Source organism: Streptomyces sp. ADMS (genome assembly GCF_033441795.1).
Lineage (GTDB): Bacteria > Actinomycetota > Actinomycetes > Streptomycetales > Streptomycetaceae > Streptomyces.
Genome location: NZ_JAVFVX010000251.1, coordinates 1 through 3,211, shown reverse-complemented (window position 1 = coordinate 3,211; position 3,211 = coordinate 1). Strand labels below are relative to the sequence as shown.

2 protein-coding genes and 2 pseudogenes are annotated in these 3,211 nt (G+C 67.8%); 2 read left to right on the top strand and 2 right to left on the bottom strand.

Annotated features, from left to right (window positions below):
- A pseudogene (locus RB628_RS39955) lies at positions 1 to 270 on the bottom strand (gluconolaconase); the annotation flags it as partial.
- Positions 198 to 854, bottom strand: a complete 657-nt coding sequence (locus RB628_RS39950; RefSeq protein WP_318325555.1) for a nuclear transport factor 2 family protein — start codon at positions 852 to 854, stop codon at positions 198 to 200. The gene RB628_RS39950 and the pseudogene RB628_RS39955, both read right to left, overlap by 73 nt.
- Positions 855 to 1,004: 150 nt before the next feature.
- Here RB628_RS39950 and RB628_RS39945 point away from each other — a divergent pair.
- Positions 1,005 to 2,125, top strand: a pseudogene (locus RB628_RS39945) (IS630 family transposase).
- Positions 2,126 to 2,436: 311 nt separating this feature from the next.
- The gene (locus RB628_RS39940; protein WP_318325554.1) at positions 2,437 to 2,892 is read left to right on the top strand and encodes a hypothetical protein; all 456 of its coding nucleotides are present in this window, start codon (positions 2,437 to 2,439) and stop codon (positions 2,890 to 2,892) included.
- The last annotated feature ends 319 nt before the right edge of the window (positions 2,893 to 3,211 follow it).

Below are 3,211 nucleotides of genomic sequence, written 5' to 3'. Positions count from 1 at the left end.
GCGCGTGCCGTCGGCGCTGAGAGCGATGCCGTCGGAGCCGGTCTCGTAGTGCGTGAGCTCGCCGCCCGCGGGGCGGACCATGAAGAGCTCGCCCTCGATGACCGGAAGGAACCGCTCGTCCGGGAGTGCCGAGGGGAGTGCCGAGGGATGTCCGGCCAGTCGCCGCCAGGAGCGGCCCGCGGCGAGGTCGACCATGATCACGCCGCTTGAGCCGCCCGAGTCGGTGATGAACGCGATGCCCTCGGCGCCGCGCCGCAGGTCGAAGCGCACGTCGTTGGGGTAGCTGTTCGCCGGAACCACCTCCAGCGGGAAGAGGATCGCTGGTTCTCTCGGGTCCGCCGGGCTGCCGGCCGGGTCAGCGGGACCACGCGGCGGTCTCCGAAGGTGACCATCGTGTGCACGGGCGAGGCGCTGGCCCGCATGTGCGCCGCAAGGCCCCGGCGGGCGAGCTCCGGCCCCAGGGTCATCATCAGGGCGGTGAGGGCCTGCACCGGACGCCCGAAGAGCGTGATCTCCTTGATGCGCGCCTCGTCGTCGAGCCGCAGCAGTTGCGCGTCCTCGAACGGCTGGGATCCCACCCGCGCCCGGTAGAACAGCGCGTACACGTCGCCATCGCCGGTCCGAGTGTGGGAGCGGATGTCCTCGACCGCCGTGAACGCCGAGGTCATGAAGGAGCACAGCTGGTCAGGTCCCTCGAAGCGGAACTGCTCGGTGAGCGGCGAGCTGAGCACGACGTCCCGGCTCACGCACGCGACCGCGGAGTCGACGTCACCGCGTTTTGCGGCGGCACGCCGGCGCGCGACGGTAGCGGCGGCGGAGTGCGGGGCGCGGACATGGGTCTCTCCCGGTGTCAGCGGCGCGAATGGGTTTGCGGGTGGCGGGTGTCAGCCGGCGAGCTTGTTCATCGTGCGGATCCGCTAATGCCGCATCAGGCAACGTTCGCCCTGTTGTGACGCGCCGTCCGGGTGCCGGTCCGGGCGGCACGGGCAGGCCATGCTGTTCTCGTGGCAGAACGAGTTCAGGTCCGGGAGATCGACGATGACGAGGGCGGGCGGCTGCTGCGGATCATCCGCAGGGGCACCGGTGGTGACCTGGCGGCGGGCACAGATGGTCCTGCTGTCCGCGCAGGGCATGCCGGTGGCGAAGATCGCCGAAGTGTCGTTCACCAGCGACGACCGGGTCCGCGATGTGATCCACAACTTCAACGCCGACGGTTTCGAGTCGCTCTACCCGAAATACAAGGGCGGGCGGCCCAGGACGTTCACGTTGCCCGAGCGTCGCGAGATCAAGAAGATCGCGAAGTCCAGGCCGACTGAGCACGACCTGCCCTTTTCCATCTGGAGTCTGTCCAAGCTGGCGGACTTCCTGGTCGCTGAGGGGGTGGTCGACGACATCAGCCACGAGGGCCTGCGCATCCTGCTCCGCGAGGAAGGCGTCTCGTTTCAACGCCTGAAGACCTGGAAGACCTCCCGCGACCCGGACTACGCGGCCAAGAAGGCCCGCGTCGAGCACGATCGCCGACGGCGAGGTCCTATCCGAGGACGGCGAGCCCGAAGTCGTCTTCTGCATGGACGAGTTCGGCCCGCTCAACCTGATGCCCCACTCCGGGAAGCAGTGGGCCGAACGCGGCGGCAAGCACAAGGACCCCGGCCGCGAACCACGCCGGCGGCGCCGCGCGACCTACAACCGCTACGGCGGAGTACGGCACCTGTTCGCCGCACTGGACCTGGCCAAGGACAAGATCTACGGCCACATCAAACCGATCAAGAAGCGCTCCCAGTTCCTGGAGTTCTGCCGCTACCTGCGCACTCTCTACCCGCCCGGGGTCCGGATCGCGATCGTCTGTGACAACTTCTCCCCGCACCTGACCACGAAGAAGTGCCAGCGCGTCGGGACCTGGGCCGCGGCGAACAATGTCGAGATCGCCTACACCCCCACCAACAGCTCCTGGCTCAACCGCATAGAAGCCCAGTTCACCGCCCTGCGCTACTTCACCCTCGACGGCACCGACCACGCCACCCACAAAGAACAGGGCAGCATGATCCGCCGCTACATCATCTGGCGAAACCGCCACGCCGACGACCGGGACCTTCGCGCCGTCGTCGACAAGGCCAACATCGCCTGAAACAGCATGAAGGCAGGGAAGATGACCACTGAGTACTGCGGCTGCCTCGGCTACGCCGTCCCACCTACCTCCGACGCCCAGGCCCTCGGCCTGCCGAATTCGCTTACGAGACCGTGACGCGTGCGAGGGCGAACTGGATTCCGTGACGATTGAGGTGGCATCATCAGCGTCGCCGGACATCCGCGAGTCCGAGTCCGTGTCCTCGGGCCCGTCCGTCCTCAAGCCGGTGCAGGAGGCCGAAGCAAAGGCCACTGCGGGACGAAGAGGCGGAACCGACGACCCACAGCAGCAACTCCTCGAAGGACGTGTCGATGCGGCTGGCCCTGAAAACATCGGACCCTGTGCGAGCCCGGTCCCTGCGCAGGATGCTCATCGCACTCCTGGTTGCCACTGTCGCCACCGCCCTGACGATCGGCGGCATTGCAGTGTCCAACGCGGTGAACCAGCCGGAGCTCCGGATACGCGGCATCCCCAGCAACGGCGTGCTGAACGCCGCCGCGCTCTCCGAGGCCACGCTCACGGTGGACACCGTAGAAGCGGTCGGTAGCAGCGACGACCAGGAGCTGCACAGCGAGACGCTGCGCAACGTCGAGGCCAGGCTGAACGGCGAGATCGTTCCCACCCTATGGGTCGGAAACCACCGGGTTATCGATTTGGGGGCGTTGCGGGACGGGGAGTACGAAGTGACGGTGACCACCGACCTGGGCCTGCTCTGGAACGAGACCAGTCTCAGTCGCCGCTTCATCGTGGACACCACCGAGTCTTGACCTCAAGGTCCCAGATGCGGAGTCCGACAGCCCTTCAAGGCCGTTCACGATCACGGGCCAACGCCCGAGATCGCCGGTTCTCGCCCCCTGCGCGGCCAGCGCCCGCGCCTGCGCAACAGCCGAACGACCCCGCTGTCGGGACCTCTGGCAACGCCGAGCGCCAGGTGTCAGCCGTGGGGGCTCTCTGCCATTCGCCGTCGCCGCCCGTTGCGCCGTCAACGGCGATGACGACGCCGGTGATCGAGTCGGCCCCTTGAAGCGCCGGGCCGCGAGCACGAGCCGGTGCCGCTCGGCGGAGGCAACTCCCGGAACGCGTGAA

What these genes read in the sequence shown, in the direction of transcription:
- RB628_RS39940 (WP_318325554.1), top strand. Translation starts at nt 2,437, where the DNA reads ATGCGGCTGGCCCTGAAAACATCGGACCCTGTGCGAGCCCGGTCCCTG.